Here is an 18,816-nt window from a genome sequence, read left to right on the forward strand (position 1 = left end):
TAAATAAATTCGCCGTTGACTATCTGGCTGGTTTATCATCATTAATGAATATCTCTGCGGATATACCGCGTTTTACCCTTTTCCTGAGGTTGATGTGCAGTTAACAAGCTTCACCGATTACGGATTGCGTGCGCTGATTTACATGGCGTCGTTACCCGCTGGACAGATGACCAGTATCTCTGAGGTGACAGAGGTCTACGGTGTGTCCCGTAATCATATGGTCAAAATAATCAATCAACTTAGCCGAGCCGGATACGTTGCTGCCGTCCGCGGGAAAAATGGCGGCATCCGCCTCGGTAAACCGGCACAGAGTATTCGTGTTGGTGATGTGGTGCGCGAACTGGAGCCATTGTCTCTGGTGAACTGCAGCAGTGCGTTCTGCCACATTACCCCCGCCTGTCGACTGAAACAGGCGCTTTCAAAGGCTGTGCAAAGTTTTCTCATGGAACTGGATAACTACACGCTGGCCGATTTGGTTGAAGAGAATCAACCGCTATATAAATTATTGCTGGTGGAATGAAGAAAACGTCCACCGGAGATGACAACGGAGGAACCGCTATGTCACAAGATCCTTTCCAGGAACGCGAAGCCGAAAAATACGCGAACCCTATCCCCAGCCGCGAGTTCATCATTGAACACCTCACAAAACGTGAAAAACCTGCCAACCGTGAAGAACTTGCCGCTGAACTGAACATTGAAGGCGAAGAGCAAATTGAAGCCCTTCGCCGCCGCCTTCGCGCAATGGAGCGCGACGGACAACTCGTCTTTACCCGCCGTCAATGCTATGCCCTGCCGGAGCGTCTCGATCTGCTGAAAGGCATGGTAATTGGCCACCGTGATGGTTACGGCTTCCTGCGCGTTGAAGGCCGCAAGGACGACCTCTACCTCTCATCTGAACAGATGAAAATGTGCATTCACGGCGACCAGATCCTGGCCCAGCCGCTGGGTGCAGACCGCAAAGGGCGTCGTGAAGCGCGCGTTGTGCGTGTGCTGGTGCCAAAAACCAGCCAGATCGTAGGCCGCTACTTCACGGATGCCGGCGTGGGTTTTGTGGTGCCGGATGATAGCCGCCTGAGCTTTGACATCCTCATTCCGCCTGAGGAGGTGATGGGCGCGCGGATGGGCTTTGTGGTGGTGGTTGAGCTGACTCAGCGTCCAACCCGTCGTACCAAAGCGGTCGGTAAGATTGTGGAAGTGCTGGGCGATAATATGGGCACCGGCATGGCCGTGGATATTGCACTGCGCACCCATGAAATCCCCCACGTCTGGCCAAAAGCCGTTGAAGAGCAGGTTGAAGGGCTGAAAGAGCAGGTACCGGAGTCGGCAAAAGCGGGCCGCGTGGATCTGCGCAGCCTGCCGCTGGTCACCATTGATGGCGAAGACGCCCGTGACTTTGATGACGCCGTCTACTGTGAGAAAAAACGCGGCGGCGGCTGGCGTCTGTGGGTAGCGATTGCCGATGTGAGCTATTACGTCCGGACCGGTACGCCGCTGGATGGCGAAGCGCGTAACCGCGGCACCTCGGTCTACTTCCCGTCCCAGGTGGTACCGATGCTGCCGGAAGTGCTCTCCAACGGCCTGTGCTCGCTTAACCCGCAGGTTGACTGTCTCTGCATGGTTTGTGAAATGACCATCTCCAGTAAGGGGCGTTTAACCGGCTACAAATTCTATGAAGCGGTGATGAGTTCACATGCGCGCCTGACCTATACGAAAGTGTGGCATATGCTGCAGGGGGATCGGGATCTGCGTGAACAGTACGCTCCGCTGGTGAAGCACATCGAAGAGCTGCATAACCTCTATAAAGTGCTGGAGCAGGCGCGTGAAGAGCGCGGCGGGATCTCATTTGAGAGTGAAGAGGCGAAGTTCATCTTTAACGCTGAGCGTCGCATTGAGCGTATCGAACAGACCCAGCGTAACGATGCCCACAAGCTGATTGAAGAGTGCATGATCCTGGCGAACATCTCCGCGGCACGCTTCGTTGAGAAAGCCAAAGAGCCTGCGCTGTTCCGTATCCACGACAAACCGACCACTGAAGCCATTACCTCTTTCCGTACCGTACTGGCGGAGCTGGGTCTTGAGCTGCCGGGGGGCAACAAGCCGGAGCCGCGCGATTACGCCGAGCTGCTGGAATCGATTAGCGATCGCCCTGACGCGGAAATGCTGCAAACCATGCTGCTGCGTTCCATGAAGCAGGCGATTTACGATCCTGAGAACCGCGGCCACTTTGGTCTGGCGTTGCAGTCTTATGCGCACTTTACCTCGCCGATCCGCCGTTATCCGGATCTGTCACTGCACCGTGCCATTAAGTATCTGCTGGCACATGAGCAGGGCCACAAAGGCAACACGACCGAAACCGGGGGTTATCACTACTCCATGGAAGAGGTACTGCAGCTGGGCCAACACTGTTCCATGACCGAACGCCGCGCTGATGAAGCGACGCGCGACGTGGCGGACTGGCTGAAGTGTGACTTTATGCTGGATCAGGTCGGGAACATCTTTAAGGGCGTGATTGCCAGCGTCACCGGTTTTGGCTTCTTTGTACGCCTTGATGAACTCTTTATCGATGGTCTTGTGCATGTCTCATCCCTGGATAACGACTACTACCGTTACGATCAGGTTGGGCAGCGCCTGACCGGCGAGTCCAGCGGCCAGACCTACCGTCTGGGCGATCGCGTGGAAGTGAAGGTCGAAGCCGTCAACATGGACGAGCGTAAGATTGATTTCAGCCTGATCTCCAGCGAACGCGCGCCACGTAACGTAGGTAAAACCGCGCGGGATAATGCGAAGAGAGGGGCCGCCGGAAAAACCAGCGGCAAACGCCGTCAGGCCGGTAAGCGGGTAAACTTCGAGCCGGACAGCGCCTTCCGTGGTGAGAAAAAACAAAAGCCGAAGGCCGCGAAGAAAGAAGCCAGAGCCGCCAAAAAACCGTCGGCCAAAACCCAAAAAATAGCTGCGGCGACCAAAGCGAAGCGCGCGGCAAAGAAAAAAGTGGCGGAGTAATTCTCCCCTGACCTTGATCCTCTCCCGGCAGGGAGAGGTGAACAGTAATTAATGAGAACCATCAATGAGTGAAATGATTTACGGCATCCACGCGGTGCAGGCCCTGCTGGAGCGCGCACCGGAGCGTTTTCAGGAAGTCTTTATTCTGAAAGGGCGTGAAGATAAACGCCTGATGCCGCTGATCCATGCCCTGGAAGCGCAGGGCGTGGTGATCCAGCTGGCGAACCGTCAGTACCTGGATGAGAAAAGCGAAGGGGCAGTGCACCAGGGCATCATCGCCCGCGTGAAGCCGGGCCGCCAGTATCAGGAGAACGATCTGCCGGATCTGATCGCCGCGCTGGATAACCCGTTCTTCCTGATCCTCGACGGCGTGACCGATCCGCACAACCTCGGTGCCTGCCTGCGTAGCGCCGATGCGGCGGGCGTCCATGCGGTGATTGTGCCAAAAGATCGCTCCGCGCAGCTCAACGCGACGGCCAAAAAAGTGGCCTGCGGCGCGGCGGAGAACGTGCCGCTGATCCGCGTGACCAACCTGGCGCGCACCATGCGTCAGTTACAGGAAGAGAATATCTGGATCGTTGGTACTGCGGGTGAGGCAGACCATACCCTGTTCCAGAGCAAAATGACCGGTCGCCTGGCGCTGGTGATGGGTGCCGAAGGTGAAGGCATGCGTCGTCTGACGCGGGAGCATTGCGACGAGCTGATCAGCATTCCGATGGCGGGCAGCGTCTCGTCCCTGAACGTTTCCGTTGCAACCGGCATCTGCCTGTTCGAAGCGGTACGCCAGCGCGGGTAGTCTGTTGTGCCCGGTGGCGCTGCGCTTACCGGGCCCACGGTCCGTGCTGTTGTAGGCCGGGTAAGGCGAAGCCGCCACCCGGCACTATCACTCCTCCAGCGACCGCAAATGGTCATCCTTCTTAAGCGTCATCAGCGCCACAATACTCACCACCGCCGTGACCATCACGTAATAGGCCGGAATATCCAGGTTCCCCGTCTCTTTTATCAGCCCGGTAATGATTAGCCCCGCACAGCCCGAGAAGATGGCGTTCGACAGCGAATAGGCCAGCCCCAGTCCGGTATAGCGCACCCTGGTCGGGAACATCTCTGACAGCATGGCCGGGCCTGGCCCTGCCAGCATCCCCACCAGGCCACCGGCAATCAGCACCACTATCGCTTTCACCGCCAGGGTGCTGGACTCCGCCTGCAAAATTTTCAGCAGCGGCAGGGCAAGAATCAGCAGCAGCGCGGCGGCGATAACCATCACTGTGCGGCGTCCGATGCGGTCGCTGAGGATCCCCGATGGGATAATGGTCAGCGCAAAACCGATATTGGAGATGACCGCAATCAGCAGCGCCTGGTTAAAGCCCGTATGCAGGGCCGATTGCAGGTAGGCGGGCATGATCACCAGATAGGTATAGCCGGCGGCAGACCACACCATCACCCGGCCAATTCCCATCCCGATGGCTTTCAGCGTGTCGCTGGTGCGCGCCTTCACGGCCACCGGTTTGGTTTGTTGCTTCACGAAGCTGGGCGTCTCTTCCATGCTCACCCGCAGCCACAGGGCCACCGCCCCCAGCGGCAGGGCGATAAAGAAGGGAATGCGCCAGCCCCAGTCGTGCAGGGCGTCTGGCGTCAGCAGCGCGGAGAGCAGCGCCACAATGCCCGCGCCGGCCAGCAGACCCAGCGCGACGGTAAAGGACTGCCATGCGCCGTAGAGCCCACGTTTACCGCGCGGGGCGAACTCGGTCATCAGCGACACCGCACCGCCATACTCTCCCCCGGCGAAAAGCCCCTGCAGGATCCGCAGACCGGTGATGATGAGCGGGGCGGCAATGCCGATGCTGGCATAGACCGGCACGATGCCGATTGCCGCGGTTGCCAGGGTCATCATCACCAGCACGATAATCAGTGTGGGTTTGCGGCCGATGCGATCGCCAATCCGGCCAAATATGATGGCCCCCAGCGGACGAAAGAAGAAGGCGATGGCGAAAGAGGCGTAGGTGAGGATCAGGCTGGTCAGTCCCGCCTCACCGCTGAGCTGAAAGAAGTTCTTCGCGATCACGGTGGCGAGAAAGCCGTACACCGCAAATTCGTACCATTCGATGAAATTACCAATTGAGCCAGCAATTAAAGCGCGTTTATGGGCATCCGGCGCCCGTTGAGTGGTTTGCATCGTCATCTCTCCATGAGGGTAAGAATAAATTATTCACCATAACAAACGATAAGAAATTTATTATTCGTTCATTGTGTGACCAGATTCACGCTTGAGCGTGGCGATATTGTGCGCCCGCTGCTGTGCAGCGCCTGCCCGGTTTGTCCATACTTATTCCATTGCCATAGAAGGAGGGATACGTTATGCACTGGCAGACGCACACTGTTTTTAATCAGCCTGCGCCACTCACCAACAGCAACCTGTTTCTTTCCGATCGCGCGCTGTGTGAAGCGGTCAATCGTGAAGGTGCCGACTGGGATGCCGGGCTGCTCGCCAGCATCGGTCAACAGCTGGGTACGGCAGAATCCCTGGAGCTTGGCCGCCTGGCCAACGCCAATCCCCCTGAACTGCTGCGCTATGATGCCAGCGGAACCCGGCTGGATGATGTGCGCTTCCATCCCGCCTGGCACCTGCTGATGCAGGGGCTTTGTGCCAACCGGGTACATAACCTGGCGTGGGAGGAGGAGGCGCGAAAAGGGGCCTTCGTGGCCCGGGCGGCACGTTTTATCCTCCATGCGCAGGTTGAGGCCGGCACGCTTTGCCCCATCACCATGACCCACGCCGCTACGCCGCTTTTGCAGCAGGCGCTACCGCGCACGTTTCACGACTGGCTGGCGCCGTTACTGAGCGACCGGTATGACTCGCATCTGGCGCCGGGTAACCAGAAGCGCGGCCTGCTTATCGGGATGGGAATGACGGAAAAGCAGGGCGGATCGGATGTTCTCAGCAACACCACCCGGGCAGAACGCTGCGGCGACGGGAGTTATCGGCTGGTGGGGCATAAGTGGTTTTTCTCGGTGCCGCAAAGCGATGCCCACCTGGTGCTGGCGCAGGCCAAAGGCGGCCTGTCGTGCTTCTTCGTCCCCCGTTTTCTGCCCGACGGTCTGCGCAATGCCGTGCATCTGGAGCGCCTGAAAGAGAAGCTGGGTAACCGCTCGAACGCCAGCAGCGAAGCCGAGTTCCTCGATGCCACCGGCTGGCTGCTGGGCGAAGAGGGGGAAGGGGTGCGCCAGATCCTGAAGATGGGCGGCCTCACCCGTTTCGACTGCGCGCTCGGCAGCCACGGCCTGATGCGCCGGGCCTTCTCGGTGGCGTTGTACCATGCCCACCAGCGGCAGACTTTTGGCAAAAACCTGATCGACCAGCCGCTGATGCGCGATGTGTTAAGCCGCATGGCGCTCCAGCTGGAGGGGCAGACGGCGCTCTTGTTCCGCCTCGCGCGGGCCTGGGATCGCCGGGACAATGAACACGAAGCCCTGTGGGCGAGGCTGTTTACTCCGGCCGCGAAACTGGCGATCTGCAAAGCGGGGATACCCTTCGTCGCCGAAGCGATGGAGGTTCTTGGCGGCATTGGCTATTGCGAAGAGAGCGAGCTGCCGCGCCTGTACCGTGAGATGCCGGTTAACAGCATCTGGGAAGGCTCGGGCAATATCATGGGGCTGGACGTGCTGCGGGTGCTGGCGAAGCAGCCTGGCGTGATCGATCTGCTCTTGGCAGATTTTGCCGAGGTTAAAGGTCAGGATCGTCATTTCGATCGCAGCTGGCGGCAGCTCCAGCAAAAACTGCGTAAACCGCAGGAGGCGCAGGGCAGAGAGATCGCCCGGCAGATTTACCTGCTGGGCGCAGGGGCGCAGATGCTGCGCCACGCTTCTCCGCCACTGGCGCAGGCCTGGTGCCGTGAAATGCTCGACGCCCGTGGCCGATCGTTGCTCAGCGAGCAGGTCCAGGACGACCTGCTGCTGCGCGCCACGGGCGGCGTGGCCTGATCCTTACAGGCGGAACAGGCTGACCAGCTCGGTCAGGTGTGAACCCTTCTCCCGCAGGGTTTGCGCCGTCTGTTCGCTGCGTGAGACGCGGTCGGCGTTGATATGCGACGCTTCGCCGATATGGGTCATCGCCAGATTCACCTGACCGATACCCGCCGACTGCTCGTGGGAGGCATGGTTAATCTCGGTTACCAGCGCCTTGATGTTATCGATGTGCGCGATGATGCTCTCCATCGCCTGGCGGGTCTGCTCCGACAGGGCGTGGCCTTCGCTCACCTTGCTGAGCGTATCGCCAATCAGCTGCTCAATCTCCTTCACCGCGTTGGCGCTGCGCGCTGCGAGAGCGCGGACCTCCTGGGCTACCACGGCGAAGCCTTTACCGTGCTCGCCCGCCCGGGCGGCTTCGACGGCGGCGTTGAGCGCCAGAATATTGGTCTGGAAGGCGATCCCCTCAATCACCCGGGTGATGGCTTCGATACGTTTCGATGCCTCGCGAATATCATCCATAGTGGAGACAGCATTGCTGACGGTCTCCCCGCCCTGGTGCACCGCCCGGGAGGTTTCGCCGACCAGCTGCTGGGTCTGCTCCATATTGGCGGCGTTCTGCTGCACGGTGGCCGCCAGCTGCTCCATACTGGCGGATGTCTCCTCCACGCTGCTGGCCTGCTTATTGATCTGCTCGGAGATCTCGCCGGTATCCGCCGCCAGGGCGTTGGTCCCCAGATGAATATCGCCCGCAGCTTCCCGCACCTGGAGCACGATTTTTTGCAGCCCGCCGCCAATGCCGTTGATGGCGCCGATCAACTGACCCACCTCATCCTGACGGGTGGCGGGCAGGGTGGCGCGCAGATCGCCTGCGGCATACTGTTCGGCCAGGCCAATCACATCGCGCAGCGGGCGCGTGAGCCAGCGGCGGATAATAAACACGAACAGCATGGCAAAGAGCGCGGAAAGCGCCACGCCCGCCAGCAGGAAACGGTCGCGCATGCTGGTCACATCAGCCAGCAGTACGGTTTTATCCACCTCACCCACAATCGTCCAGTTCCAGCCCGGTAGCGGTGTCCAGGCCATAATCAACGTGCGGCCATCGGCGCTGTGACGCTCCAGGGTGCCGGAGTGATCCCCCAGCAGCTGTTGCTGAACGGCGTTATCCCACTTCGGCAGCTCTCCCTCTTCTGCGCTATGGAACAGGTACTGGCCGTGGTTCTTGCCGTTACTGCGGTTCAGTACAAAGAAGTGACCGCTCTCGCCCAGACGGCGGCTAAGGATCTTCTCGCGCATGACGTTCCAGGAGTGGGTAATGTCGACCCCAACGAAGATAATGGCGATCACCTGCCCGCCCGCATCTTTTACCGGCTGGTACTGGGTGATATAGCGCTTACCGAACAGCAGGGCGAGGCCGCGATATACCTCGCCTTTGTTGACCACTTCCCATGCCGGGCTGGCATGGTCGAGTACCGTACCGATGGCCCGGTCGCCGTTCTCTTTACGCAGCGAGGTCGCCACGCGGACAAAATCGTCGCCGCTACGGACAAAGAGCGTAGAGATCGCGCCGGTGCGATTCAGAAAATCATCGGGGGTGGTGTTGTTCTCATGCAGTTCCGTATCGCCGCCTTTCAGCAGGGGGACGCTCTGGTCGTTGATGACGCGGGTCTGGCTGGCATCAATACTCAGCGGCTGCGGTAAAAAGGTGGTGAACAGGCGGGTGTAACTTTCTACCTCTTCGGTGAGGCTGGTATTGAACATCTGCACCATATCCACCACGCCGGTAGACTGGTTATGCAGGTCTTCTACGGCCAGCGATTCAAGTTTTTGACTAGCGTTGTAGCTCAGGAGAAAGGTGAAAAGTAAAAAGAGAGTGGCAACACTCAAGCCGGTAAGCAGCGATAGCTTTGTGCCCAGACCTGCACGGCGGAAAAAGTTGATCATAAATTGCTCATTGTTAAAAAGGTATCGCTTTTCAACGGCAGAGCGGGGATAACATTTATTGGCTTTATGTAACAAAATGTTACAAAGTTATCTCGGCGGAGTTATGGCAAGGATAATAGAATTGTAAAGATTAAAAAGCCACTCTTTTTTAGTGGCTTTTATTGACGATTTTCAGACATAAAGTATGGCCTGCGCCCGCCAGCGATCGGCATGGCTCTCTTCCTGCATTTTTATGATGCGATACCACGAGGCACCCTGCTCATCGGCCTTCAGCGCAATCATGCGCTCTACGTCCTGCGGGCTCCCTGAGATATCACTCACGGAGATCAATCCAATTTCGTTTAAACCCGTCACACAATCAGCGCTGGCAAATTCAGCTGACTGTGCTGCCGTACTCACCAGACCGGCTGAGAGTAGCAGTGTGGTCAAAGCAAGAGATCGTTTCATCGTCAGCTCCATTTTACGTGTCCCCGGTATCCGCCGGGCAATCCTTCGCTAATAAACTCATTTCCATTGTCACTGGCTGGAGTTTATTGTGGACAGGAAAACGTCTATGGACGCAAAGCAGTGTAAATGTCGTTTAAATACCGCGCGTTATTTACGGTATAAAATGGCTTGCGAATACCATTGTCCCGTCACGATGGTTATCATCGATAAGGACAATGACGTAATAATCTGCTTTCGCGGCGACAGCTTTTGCTTTAATGGCCTCTGCCGCATCATCGGGAGAGCCTCGCTCGAGTGCGGTCACGGTACCCATTCGCTGTAATCCTTCCGTTTGATTACGACGTATCTCCTGGGGGTGATCGGCGACCGGTGGCGCAGGCTGCGGCGTACCTTGCAATACGCTACATCCGCCCAACAACACCATCAGCGTTAAAGCAGCAAACTTTCGCATAAACCTGTCTCGTTTCCTGATAGCCATAGTGTAGATCTCTGTTGATTTGACATTGGGGGAATGTTCCCAAATTGTTAGCTATAGCGTAAATTTCGAATGAAAATTGTGTGAAAGCGTAAGCCAGTTCTCAACATTATGATTCACCCATAAGTATGAGGCCCAATAATGATTGAACTTGAAGTACGGCAGCTTGGCGACCATGAGATTGTACATGCTGTTCCGGCAGGAAAAGGAGCTAAACCGCTTCCGGTTGTTATTTTTTATCATGGTTTTACCTCATCAAAACTGGTCTACAGCTATTTTGCGGTGGCGCTGGCGCAGGCAGGTTTTCGGGTGGTAATGCCGGATGCCCCCGATCACGGGGCCCGTTTTAGCGGTGATGAGCAAGCCCGCCTGGGACAGTTCTGGCCGATCCTGCATGGCAACCTCACCGAGTTTGCCCCGCTGCGGGATGCGCTATATCAGGCCGGGCTGGTGGCCGATGAACGGCTCGCGGTGGCCGGGGCCTCAATGGGGGGAATGACCGCGCTGGGCATTATGGCGCGCTATCCGGAGGTCAAATGTGTGGCAAGCCTGATGGGCTCGGGCTACTTTACCTCGCTGGCCCGCACGCTGTTTCCGCCGCAGCAACCCGGGTCATTCGCGTCGATGGTCGCACCGCTTGCTGACTGGGAGGTAACGACCGCGCTACCGCGTCTGGCTGACCGCCCGCTGCTGCTGTGGCACGGTGAGGAGGATGATGTGGTGCCCGCCGGGGAGACGTTCCGCCTGCAACAGGCGTTGCAGCAGGAAGGGCTGGATAAAAATCTGACCTGTCTGTGGGAGGCGGGAGTAAAACACCGTATTACGCCGGGCGCGCTCGACGCCACGGTCGCGTTTTTCCGCCAGCACCTTTAAACGCGCAGGATCTTCACACCCTGATCTTCCAGTTTCTGGAGGATCTGTGGATTTGCGTTTTTACCCGTGATCACCATGTCTATCTGCTCGGCACGGCTGAAGAGCATGCCCGCACGTTCCCCGACCTTGCTGCTGTCGACCAGGACCACCAGCTTGCCGACCACGTTCAGCATCTTCTGCTCCGCCATCGCCGTCAGCATGTCGGTTTTATACAGCCCTTCGGCGGTGAGCCCCTTGCCGCTGGTAAACATCCAGTGGCCGGCATAGAGCGTGTTCTCGCTGTCCTGCGGGCTTAGGGTGATGGACTGGCTCTTGTTGTACTGCCCGCCCATGATCACCACGCTTTCGTGCTCCTGGTCGATCAGGTAGTTGGCCAGCGGCAGGTAGTTGGTGATGATCTGCACCGGTTTGCCGCACATCTCACGACCCAACAGAAAGGCGGTGGAACCGCAGTTGATCACCACGCTTTCGCCAGGATTAACCAGCTGGGAGGCGGCTCTGGCAATACGCACTTTCTCGTCGTGGTTCTGCGCCTGATGAATATTCATCGGCGACCAGCGTGGGCGCTGCTGGCTGATCCCTTCCGCGCCGTTACGCACCTTTTTCAGCTTACCGCTCTCATCAAGTTTGTTGATATCCCGGCGTGCCGTGGCGGGAGAAACGCCCAGCCGGGCAATCACCTGCTCAACGGTAACAAACCCCGTTTGCGCCAGGAGTTCCAGTAAGATTTGATGACGTTGTGCTTCTGTCATGAGCTATTCCGAAATAAATTGATTTTAAAAGATGATATTTGAAATAGCCTGAAATTACTAAGCAAAAGTTGGAATCGCCAGGCACAGCGCCTAGCGATGAGGGGACAATTACAGGAAAGATTTGAACGGCAGATCCGGCTCAATGGTAAAGCAGTCGTCAAAGCCGCGCGGGTAGTGATATTCGAAATTATCTTTATCCAGCGGCCAGGTAAACTTGCCGCCCACCTGCCAGATAAAGGGCTTAAAACCATATTTCAGACGATCTTTTTTCATCTCCCACAGCACGCGGATCTCCTGCGGATCGGCCTGGAAGTTTGACCAGATATCATGGTGGAACGGGATCACCACCTGGGTATTCAACGCTTCAGCCATGCGCAGAATGTCAGCGCTGGTCATCTTATCGGTGATGCCGCGCGGGTTTTCGCCATAGGAGCCCAGCGCCACGTCGATATGGTGCTCGTTACCGTGTTTGGCATAGTAGTTGGAGTAGTGTGAGTCACCGCTGTGGTACAGCGTACCGCCCGGGGTTTTGAACAGGTAGTTTACCGCACGTAGGTCCATGCCGTCCGGTAACACACCCGCGGCCTTCTGATCGGCTGGCAGAGTAATCAGCGCTGTACGGTCAAACGCGTCGAGGGCATGAATTTCAATGTCTTTGATTTTCACCACATCGCCCGGTTTCACCACGATGCAGCGCTCTTTTGGCACGCCCCAACCGATCCACAAATCGACGCAGGTCTGCGGTCCAATGAAAGGCACGTCATCTGCACAGTTCTGCATGACTGCCGCCGCGACGTTAACGTCGATGTGATCGTTGTGATCGTGCGTCGATAGGACGGCATCTATCTGACGAATCGCAAAGGGATCAAGGACAAATGGTGTGGTACGCAGGTTTGGCTGCAGCTTCTCGACGCCCGCCATACGCTGCATCTGATGGCCTTTTTTCATCAGTGGGTTGCCGTGGCTCTGTTTGCCGGTGCCGCACCAGAAATCGACGCAAACATTAGCCCCGCCCTGAGATTTCAGCCAGATGCCGGTACAACCCAGCCACCACATTGCAAATGTGCCCGGCGCGACCTGCTCCTGCTCGATCTCCTCATTCAGCCAGCTTCCCCATTCCGGGAAGGTGCTGAGGATCCATGATTCGCGGGTAATAGTGTTCACTTTACTCATAGTCAGACTCCCTCTCTATCACAAGTAATCATTTGGTGACGTGTTTTGATTGATATTGTCACCAATGAATCAGCATTGCAATGGCGATTTGCGAGCGTTACGGCAATCTAAAGCTGCTCTGATTAAAAATCATATACGTGATTATTATGCTTTTTACTGTATAACTTATTGAAATAAATGATTTTTATTGGTTTTGCGCAGATGCAGATAAAGACATTGCACTTAGGGTGGAAATAATTTGCGTGATACGTCACAAATAATCAAATTCAATCTTGTCGTGATTATTTGTGATTACTAGAGTGGGGGCCTGTTGTACGAACACCAGGCATCGTATTGCCTTTACCGGAGAGTGTTATGGAGATCCTCTACAGCGTCTTTACCGTCTTTTTTAATCAGGTCATGACCAACGCCCCGCTGCTGTTGGGTATCGTGACGTGCCTGGGTTATATCCTGCTGCGTAAAAGCGTGAGCGTGATAATCAAAGGCACCATTAAAACCATCATCGGTTTTATGCTGCTTCAGGCGGGTTCAGGCATTTTAACCAGCACCTTTAAACCCGTTGTTGCCAAAATGTCGGAAGTCTATGGCATCAACGGCGCCATATCAGACACCTACGCCTCAATGATGGCCACTATCGAACGTATGGGAGATGCCTATAGTTGGGTAGGGTACGCCGTCCTGCTCGCACTGGCGCTGAACATCATTTACGTTCTGCTGCGTCGGATTACCGGCATCCGCACCATCATGCTCACCGGCCACATCATGTTCCAGCAGGCTGGATTGATTGCGGTTTCCCTCTATATCTTCGGCTACCCGATGTGGACCACCATTATCTGCACGGCGATCCTGGTCTCGCTCTATTGGGGCATCACCTCCAATATGATGTACAAGCCGACGCAGGAAGTGACCGACGGCTGCGGTTTCTCTATCGGCCACCAACAGCAGTTTGCCTCATGGATTGCCTATAAAGTCGCCCCCTATCTGGGGAAAAAAGAGGAGAGTGTTGAAGATCTGAAGCTGCCCGGCTGGCTGAATATCTTCCACGACAATATCGTCTCTACTGCCATCGTGATGACCATTTTCTTCGGTGCGATCCTGCTCTCATTCGGTATTGATACGGTGCAGGCGATGGCCGGTAAAACGCACTGGTCTATCTATATCCTGCAAACCGGCTTCTCCTTCGCGGTAGCGATTTTCATCATCACCCAGGGCGTGCGCATGTTCGTGGCCGAACTGTCTGAGGCCTTCAACGGTATTTCTCAACGCCTGATCCCTGGCGCCGTACTGGCAATTGACTGCGCGGCGATCTATAGCTTCGCGCCGAACGCCGTCGTCTGGGGCTTTATGTGGGGCACCATCGGCCAGCTGATTGCGGTGGGCATCCTGGTGGGCTGCGGCTCCTCCATCCTGATCATTCCTGGCTTTATCCCGATGTTCTTCTCCAACGCCACTATCGGCGTGTTCGCTAACCACTTTGGCGGCTGGCGCGCGGCGCTCAAGATCTGCCTGGTAATGGGCATGGTTGAAATCTTCGGCTGCGTGTGGGCGGTCAAACTGACCGGTATGAGCGCCTGGATGGGCATGGCGGACTGGTCGATTCTGGCACCGCCGATGATGCAGGGCTTCGCCTCTGTCGGCCTTGCCTTTATGGGCGTCATCATTCTGATTGCACTGGCGTATATGTTCTTCGCCGGCCGTACGCTGCGGGCGGAAGAAGATGCGGAAAAACAAACAGCAGAAGTTTCTGCTCACTAAGGAGTTTTGATTATGACCGTACGTATCCTGGCTGTGTGTGGCAATGGGCAAGGGAGCTCCATGATCATGAAGATGAAAGTGGACCAGTTTTTAACCCAGTCAAACATTGACCACACGGTAAACAGCTGCGCGGTGGGTGAATACAAAAGTGAACTGAACGGCGCGGACATCATCATCGCCTCTACCCACATCGCCGGTGAGATTAGCGTCGCAGGCAATAAATACGTGGTAGGGGTGCGCAACATGCTGTCGCCTGCGGACTTCGGCCCAAAATTGCTGGAAGTGATCAAAGCGCACTTTCCGCAAGATGTGAAGTAAGGAGAGGCATATGAAACTACGTGATTCGCTGGCGGAGAATAACTCCATCCTTCTCCAGGCCGAAGCCAGAACCTGGCAGGAGGCGGTAAAGCTGGGCGTTGATCTGCTGGTTAAGGCGGATGTCGTTGAGCCGCGCTATTACCAGGCCATTCTTGATGGCGTTGAGCAGTTCGGGCCCTATTTTGTGATTGCGCCAGGGCTGGCGATGCCGCATGGCCGCCCGGAAGAGGGGGTCAAAAAAACCGGTTTCGCCCTGGTCACCCTGAAAACGCCGCTGGTGTTTAACCACGAAGATAACGATCCGGTAGACATCCTGATCACCATGGCGGCCGTTGATGCCAATACTCACCAGGAGGTGGGCATTATGCAGATCGTCAACCTGTTTGAAGATGAAGCCAATTTTGACCGTTTACGCGCCTGCCGTACCGCGCAGGACGTGCTGGATTTAATCGACAATGCCACTGCGGCGGCAGCTTAAAAGGGAGTTGAACATGTCATTACCAATGTTGCAGGTTGCGCTGGATAACCAGACTCTGGCCCACGCTTACGAAACCACGCGTCTGATTGCGGAAGAGGTGGACATTATCGAAGTGGGCACCATTCTGTGCGTAGGGGAGGGGGTCCGTGCCGTCCGCGATCTGAAAGCCCTCTATCCGCATAAGATTGTGCTGGCCGACGCCAAAATTGCCGATGCGGGCAAAATCCTGTCGCGGATGTGTTTCGAAGCCAATGCCGACTGGGTGACGGTCATCTGCTGTGCAGATATCAACACCGCGAAAGGCGCGCTGGAGGTCGCGAAGGAATTTAACGGTGACGTGCAGATCGAACTCACGGGCTTCTGGACCTGGGAGCAGGCAGAAGCGTGGCGCGCTGCAGGTATTCAGCAGGTGGTCTATCACCGCAGCCGCGATGCGCAGGCTGCGGGGGTTGCATGGGGCGAGGCGGATATCAGCGCCGTTAAGCGTCTGGCGGATATGGGCTTTAAGGTTACGGTGACGGGCGGGCTGGCGCTGGAGGATTTGCCGCTGTTTGCCGGTATTCCAATCCACGTCTTTATCGCCGGTCGCAGCATTCGCGATGCCGCCTCGCCGGTGGAAGCGGCGCGTCAGTTTAAACGTTCCATCGCCCAGCTGTGGGGATAAGGAGCGGTTATGTTAAGCAAACAGGTTCCGCTTGGCATCTATGAAAAGGCGCTCCCCACCGGTGAGTGCTGGCTTGAGCGGCTGCAGCTGGCGAAACGGCTGGGATTCGATTTCGTTGAAATATCGGTGGATGAGACGGATGCGCGCCTCTCCCGTCTCGACTGGAGCCGCGAGCAGCGTTTGGCGCTGGTGGACGCCGTCGCCGAAACCGGCGTAAGAGTTCCCTCGATGTGCCTGAGCGCCCACCGTCGTTTTCCGCTCGGCAGTGAAGATGACGCAGTGCGGGCGCAGGGCCTTGAGATCATGCGTAAAGCGATTCGCTTTGCGCAGGACGTCGGGATCCGCGTAATCCAGCTTGCCGGTTATGACGTTTACTATCAGGAAGCCAATGATGAGACGCGTCGTCGTTTCCGTGATGGCCTGAAAGAGAGCGTTGAAATGGCCAGCCGCGCGCAGGTCACCCTGGCGATGGAGATCATGGATTATCCGTTGATGAACTCCATCAGCAAGGCATTGGGTTATGCCCATTACCTGAACAATCCGTGGTTCCAGCTCTATCCCGACATCGGCAATCTCTCTGCGTGGGATAACGACGTGCAGATGGAACTCCAGGCCGGCATTGGGCATATCGTGGCGGTACATGTGAAGGATACCCGCTCCGGCGTCTTCAAAAACGTACCGTTTGGCAGCGGAGTCGTCGATTTTGAACGCTGTTTCCAGACGTTAAAACAGAGTGGCTATTGTGGGCCTTACCTGATCGAGATGTGGAGTGAAACGTCGGACGATCCCGAGCGCGACGTGGCGCAGGCGCGCGACTGGATACTTGAACGTATGGCGCGAGCCGGGCTTGGGGAGGAAGATCATGCAGCAGCTTAAACAGCAGGTGTTTGAGGCAAACATGGATTTGCCGCGCTACGGTCTGGTGACCTTTACCTGGGGAAATGTCAGCGCGATTGACCGTCAGCGCGGGCTGGTGGCGATCAAACCCAGCGGAGTGGCCTACGAGACCATGCGCGTGGATGACATGGTGGTGGTGGACCTCAGCGGCAATGTGGTGGAGGGGCAATGGCGACCCTCATCTGATACCGCGACCCACCTGGCGCTCTATCGGCGTTATCCCTCCCTTGGCGGGATAGTGCATACCCACTCGACCCATGCGACCGCCTGGGCGCAGGCAGGGCTGGCGATCCCCGCGCTCGGCACCACCCATGCAGACTACTTCTTTGGCGATATCCCCTGCACGCGCGCGCTCACCGAAGAGGAGGTGCTCGGCGAGTACGAACTCAATACCGGCAAGGTGATCATTGAAACGCTGGGTGACGGCGAACCGCTGCACAGGCCGGGGATTGTGGTCTTTCAGCATGGCCCTTTTGCCTGGGGAAGTGATGCTCACGACGCCGTACACAATGCCGTGGTAATGGAAGAGGTGGCGAAAATGGCGTGGATAGCGCGAGGAATTAATCCACACCTGAAGCCTGTCGACAGCTATCTGATGAACAAACACTTTATGCGCAAGCATGGTGAAAATGCTTATTACGGGCAGAAATGAAAGTAAAAAAAGCCCCCGGGCAGGGGGCTAATGAGACTATGACAATTTTTTCGTTGTTGGCTTTCCTGGTGCTAGCGTCAAAGCGTTACCGATAGATATCTGCGCTGACGTGCATATTGCCGTTGCTGCCCGGTTCACGGGTGAGCATGACGTGATAGTAGCGGGCATCCCGCGCATCGGCTTCTGCATTAATGGCTTCAGTCGCTTCACTTTCCGTGGCGAAGTTATGGTTGATATAAATGACGCCCAGACTTTGCACATCATCCATATTTCTGGCCTGTCGGCCATCAACCTGAATGGCTGCTGTCGCGTTTGCACAAAGCAAAAGCGCAGCCAGAACGGCAAGGGTGATTTTTTTCATGATATGCGCTCCACGACTCACTACGGTGCGACGATATTCACGGCTGTCTTTTGTCCAGAGACAGGGTCTGATTAAAGTGTAAGCACGATTCTTACAGGCTATGGCGACCATTTCTGATGCAGTTGTTCAAAAAATCGCCGCGATCGGCCGTGAGTAATGGTAAATCACCCACTTAGACCCGCTTTGCGCTTTGTGCGAATTATTTGCGCAATCAGCTTGAGTTTCGGGGGGCGCGCAAGTATTATGACGCGTCAATTTTTCAGCCGACCTTTAACACGTTCCTTGCCTCCCCGGGCCTCGGCTGACCCAGACAGGAGGCTGAATAATCCGTAAGGAGCAATTCGATGCGTCATTACGAAATCGTTTTTATGGTCCATCCTGACCAGAGCGAACAGGTTCCGGGTATGATCGAGCGCTACACTGGTGCAATCACTGCAGCAGAAGGCACGATCCACCGTCTGGAAGACTGGGGCCGTCGTCAGCTGGCTTATCCGATCAACAAACTGCACAAAGCTCACTACGTTCTGATGAACGTTGAAGCTCCGCAGGAAGCGATCGATGAGCTGGAAACTAACTTCCGCTTCAACGATGCCGTTATCCGCAGCATGGTTATGCGTACCAAAAACGCAGTGACCGAAGCATCTCCGATGGTTAAAGCGAAAGACGAGCGCCGTGAGCGTCGCGATGATTTCGCAAACGAAACCGCAGATGATTCTGATGCTGGGGATTCTGAAGAGTAATTTCTGATGACCAACCGTCTGGTGTTGTCCGGTACCGTGTGCAGGACCCCACTTCGCAAGGTCAGCCCATCAGGAATTCCTCACTGCCAGTTCGTGCTTGAGCATCGTTCAGTGCAGGAGGAAGCCGGGTTTAACCGGCAGGCGTGGTGCCAAATGCCCGTTATTATTAGCGGTCACGAAAACCAGGCCATTACTCACAGTATAACGGTCGGTAGCGCAGTAACGGTTCAGGGGTTCATCTCTTGCCACAAGGCAAAGAACGGCCTGAGCAAACTTGTTCTGCATGCCGAGCAGATTGATTTGATAGATTCTGGAGACTAGCCA

At 56.4% G+C, this 18,816-nt stretch carries 19 protein-coding genes and 1 pseudogene; 13 read left to right on the forward strand and 7 right to left on the reverse strand.

What is annotated here, in order from left to right; translation table 11 throughout:
• Positions 1–94 precede the first annotated feature (94 nt).
• The 3 genes from nsrR (at position 95) to rlmB (ending at position 3,796) form a co-directional block, all read left to right on the forward strand.
• Positions 95–520, forward strand: a complete 426-nt coding sequence (gene nsrR / locus C2U54_RS06885) for a nitric oxide-sensing transcriptional repressor NsrR (RefSeq protein ID WP_032616184.1) — start codon at positions 95–97, stop codon at positions 518–520.
• A gap of 38 nt (positions 521–558) precedes the next feature.
• Positions 559–3,000, forward strand: a complete 2,442-nt coding sequence (gene rnr / locus C2U54_RS06890) for a ribonuclease R (RefSeq protein ID WP_103177971.1) — start codon at positions 559–561, stop codon at positions 2,998–3,000.
• 64 nt (positions 3,001–3,064) lie between these two features.
• Positions 3,065–3,796, forward strand: coding sequence for a 23S rRNA (guanosine(2251)-2'-O)-methyltransferase RlmB (gene rlmB, locus C2U54_RS06895; protein ID WP_039028446.1), 732 nt, complete (start codon positions 3,065–3,067; stop codon positions 3,794–3,796).
• An 87-nt stretch (positions 3,797–3,883) separates the two neighbouring features.
• Here the strand turns inward: rlmB and C2U54_RS06905 are convergent, their stop codons facing one another.
• On the reverse strand, positions 3,884–5,173 hold the full coding sequence (locus tag C2U54_RS06905; RefSeq protein WP_103177972.1) for an MFS transporter: 1,290 nt from the start codon (positions 5,171–5,173) through the stop codon (positions 3,884–3,886).
• Positions 5,174–5,355: 182 nt separating this feature from the next.
• Here C2U54_RS06905 and C2U54_RS06910 point away from each other — a divergent pair, with 182 nt between their 5' ends.
• A complete protein-coding gene (locus C2U54_RS06910) occupies positions 5,356–6,978 on the forward strand; it encodes an isovaleryl-CoA dehydrogenase (protein ID WP_103177973.1) in 1,623 nt (540 codons plus the stop codon).
• A 3-nt stretch (positions 6,979–6,981) separates the two neighbouring features.
• Here the strand turns inward: C2U54_RS06910 and C2U54_RS06915 are convergent, their stop codons facing one another.
• From C2U54_RS06915 to bsmA, 3 genes and pseudogenes are all read right to left on the reverse strand, one after another.
• Positions 6,982–8,907, reverse strand: a complete 1,926-nt coding sequence (locus C2U54_RS06915; protein WP_103177974.1) for a methyl-accepting chemotaxis protein — start codon at positions 8,905–8,907, stop codon at positions 6,982–6,984.
• A 171-nt stretch (positions 8,908–9,078) separates the two neighbouring features.
• On the reverse strand, positions 9,079–9,366 hold the full coding sequence (gene yjfN, locus C2U54_RS06920) for a DUF1471 family protease activator YjfN (protein ID WP_103177975.1): 288 nt from the start codon (positions 9,364–9,366) through the stop codon (positions 9,079–9,081).
• Between the two features lie 135 nt (positions 9,367–9,501).
• Positions 9,502–9,832, reverse strand: a pseudogene (gene bsmA, locus C2U54_RS06925) (biofilm peroxide resistance protein BsmA).
• 138 nt (positions 9,833–9,970) lie between these two features.
• Between bsmA and yjfP the strand changes: the two are divergent.
• Complete coding sequence (gene yjfP, locus C2U54_RS06930; RefSeq protein WP_103177976.1) at positions 9,971–10,702, forward strand: esterase; 732 nt, start codon at positions 9,971–9,973, stop codon at positions 10,700–10,702.
• Here the strand turns inward: yjfP and ulaR are convergent.
• Positions 10,699–11,454 (reverse strand): HTH-type transcriptional regulator UlaR, encoded by a 756-nt coding sequence (ulaR, locus tag C2U54_RS06935; RefSeq protein WP_103177977.1) that lies wholly within the window; start codon positions 11,452–11,454, stop codon positions 10,699–10,701. The genes yjfP and ulaR overlap by 4 nt on opposite strands.
• 108 nt (positions 11,455–11,562) lie before the next feature.
• A complete protein-coding gene (ulaG, locus tag C2U54_RS06940; protein ID WP_103177978.1) occupies positions 11,563–12,627 on the reverse strand; it encodes an L-ascorbate 6-phosphate lactonase in 1,065 nt (354 codons plus the stop codon).
• Between the two features lie 354 nt (positions 12,628–12,981).
• Between ulaG and ulaA the strand changes: the two genes are divergently transcribed.
• From ulaA to C2U54_RS06970, 6 genes are read left to right on the forward strand one after another with little or no spacing between them, the layout of a single operon-like run.
• Positions 12,982–14,382, forward strand: coding sequence for a PTS ascorbate transporter subunit IIC (gene ulaA / locus C2U54_RS06945; RefSeq protein WP_103177979.1), 1,401 nt, complete (start codon positions 12,982–12,984; stop codon positions 14,380–14,382).
• Between the two features lie 12 nt (positions 14,383–14,394).
• Positions 14,395–14,700, forward strand: a complete 306-nt coding sequence (ulaB, locus tag C2U54_RS06950; RefSeq protein WP_103177980.1) for a PTS ascorbate transporter subunit IIB — start codon at positions 14,395–14,397, stop codon at positions 14,698–14,700.
• A gap of 10 nt (positions 14,701–14,710) precedes the next feature.
• Positions 14,711–15,178: a PTS ascorbate transporter subunit IIA gene (gene ulaC, locus C2U54_RS06955; RefSeq protein ID WP_103177981.1), complete on the forward strand. Its 468-nt coding sequence runs from the start codon at positions 14,711–14,713 to the stop codon at positions 15,176–15,178.
• Between the two features lie 13 nt (positions 15,179–15,191).
• On the forward strand, positions 15,192–15,842 hold the full coding sequence (locus C2U54_RS06960; protein ID WP_103177982.1) for a 3-keto-L-gulonate-6-phosphate decarboxylase UlaD: 651 nt from the start codon (positions 15,192–15,194) through the stop codon (positions 15,840–15,842).
• Between the two features lie 9 nt (positions 15,843–15,851).
• Complete coding sequence (locus tag C2U54_RS06965; protein WP_103177983.1) at positions 15,852–16,718, forward strand: L-ribulose-5-phosphate 3-epimerase; 867 nt, start codon at positions 15,852–15,854, stop codon at positions 16,716–16,718.
• Positions 16,705–17,391, forward strand: coding sequence for an L-ribulose-5-phosphate 4-epimerase (locus C2U54_RS06970; protein WP_103177984.1), 687 nt, complete (start codon positions 16,705–16,707; stop codon positions 17,389–17,391). The genes C2U54_RS06965 and C2U54_RS06970 overlap by 14 nt, the downstream gene beginning before the upstream one ends.
• Positions 17,392–17,476: 85 nt before the next feature.
• Here the strand turns inward: C2U54_RS06970 and yjfY are convergent, their stop codons facing one another.
• A complete protein-coding gene (yjfY, locus tag C2U54_RS06975) occupies positions 17,477–17,752 on the reverse strand; it encodes a DUF1471 family protein YjfY (RefSeq protein WP_103177985.1) in 276 nt (91 codons plus the stop codon).
• Between the two features lie 344 nt (positions 17,753–18,096).
• On the opposite strand from yjfY, the gene rpsF reads away from it, so the two are divergent.
• Together rpsF and priB are read left to right on the forward strand one after the other, a co-directional pair.
• Positions 18,097–18,492 (forward strand): 30S ribosomal protein S6, encoded by a 396-nt coding sequence (gene rpsF, locus C2U54_RS06980; RefSeq protein ID WP_103177986.1) that lies wholly within the window; start codon positions 18,097–18,099, stop codon positions 18,490–18,492.
• Positions 18,493–18,498: 6 nt separating this feature from the next.
• Positions 18,499–18,813 carry a primosomal replication protein N gene (gene priB / locus C2U54_RS06985; protein WP_103177987.1) on the forward strand — a complete coding sequence of 105 codons (315 nt, stop codon included), beginning with the start codon at positions 18,499–18,501 and terminating at the stop codon, positions 18,811–18,813.
• The last annotated feature ends 3 nt before the right edge of the window (positions 18,814–18,816 follow it).

The organism is Leclercia sp. LSNIH1, from assembly GCF_002902985.1.
In the GTDB taxonomy this organism is placed as follows: Bacteria; Pseudomonadota; Gammaproteobacteria; order Enterobacterales; family Enterobacteriaceae; genus Enterobacter.